General features: G+C 44.4%; 2 protein-coding genes and 1 pseudogene. All 3 read left to right on the forward strand.

Annotated elements, in window-relative coordinates; translation table 11 throughout:
* Positions 1 to 325, forward strand: a 325-nt coding sequence (rbfA, locus tag AC1DUA_RS37390; protein ID WP_477504536.1) for a 30S ribosome-binding factor RbfA, incomplete at its 5' end; no start/stop codon positions are given.
* Complete coding sequence (locus AC1DUA_RS37395; protein ID WP_477504537.1) at positions 322 to 1,323, forward strand: DHH family phosphoesterase; 1,002 nt, start codon at positions 322 to 324, stop codon at positions 1,321 to 1,323. The genes rbfA and AC1DUA_RS37395, both read left to right, overlap by 4 nt.
* Positions 1,320 to 1,440 (forward strand): annotated as a pseudogene (locus tag AC1DUA_RS37400) (tRNA pseudouridine(55) synthase TruB); the annotation flags it as partial. The gene AC1DUA_RS37395 and the pseudogene AC1DUA_RS37400, both read left to right, overlap by 4 nt.

Raw genomic sequence — 1,440 nt, forward strand, 5'->3', positions numbered from 1 at the left:
AGTCAAGAAAGAAATAAGCCAAATCATTCAATCCGAGTTAAAAGACCCACGAATTGGTTTCTTAACCGTTACGGGTRTTGAAGTAACAAATGATCTTTCCATAGCGCGTGTGTTTCTAAGCGTTATGGGTACGGACGAACAGAAAGAAGCCACTCTCAAGGCGCTTTCTGCAGGTTCCGGTTATATCCGTTCAGAGCTTAACAAACGAATTCGGTTACGGAAGATCCCGGAATTACAATTCAAGTTCGATGCGTCTATCGATTATGGCAGTCATATCGAGAACTTGCTTCACAAGCTAAACCAGGAAGGAAATCCAAATGTATGAGTAACAGAATGATGCATGCCACCGAATACAGCCAGCAGCTGGAAGCAGCAGCTAAGTTTATCGAGCAGCATGATGATTTCTTGGTGGTATCTCACATCCAGCCGGATGGGGATGCCGCCAGCTCTACATACGCGATGGGTTGGCTTCTCGCCCAACTAGGGAAAACCTTTACCATGATTAATGAAGGCGTCATGCCTTCTAAATTCTCCTATCTGTGGGGAAGCGATCAGGTACTTGATTTTAGCAAAGAAATACCGAATAGACGTTATAAGACCATAATAAGTGTTGATTGTGCTGATTTCTCCAGAATAGGTAGGGTCAGCACTCTTTTTGATGAACAAGCCCAGCTGCTCAATGTTGATCATCATCCAACCAATGATAGATTTGGTTCGTGTCATTTGATTAAACATGATGCGGCTGCGACTGTTCAAATCTTGTATGATTTAGCCATACATATGAACATGAGTTTGGACTTGGCTATTGGGGACTGCTTTTATACAGGGTTACTTACGGATACAGGCGGTTTTCGTTACTCAAATACCTCGCCTGAAGTTATGCAAATTGGAGCGACTTTGCTTGCTCTAGGTGTTCAGGGTTCGGAAATTGCTGAGCAAGTTTTGGAGAGAGTGACGTATTCACAAATTGTTCTTCTTCAGAAGGCATTATCTACCCTTTCATTTGCCCATGAACGTAAACTAGCGTGGCTGGCAGTATCTTTAGCTGATTTAGAGTCTACAGGGGCTTCTAGTGAGGATTTAGATGGCCTAGTGAACTATCCACGTAATGTGGAAGGCGTCGAAGTGGGTATGCTATTTAAAGAGAAAGCGCCCGGTGTAATTAAAGTAAGTCTTCGCTCTTCAGGACTTGTCGATGTTGCCGCGATCGCTCAATCCCTTGGTGGAGGCGGTCATGTGCGTGCATCAGGCTGCACAATCCAAGGAACAATTGAAGAAGCAGTAGCAAGAATGGTTCAGGAAGTAGGGAGCAAGCTGATATGACGCTAGAAGGCATTTTGCCTGTATGGAAACCAGTAGGCTTCACATCCCATGATGTTGTAGCCAAAGTCAGAGGTATACTAGGAATTAAACGTATCGGCCACACGGGGACGTTAGATC

Source organism: Paenibacillus sp. 01T422, assembly GCF_056398785.1.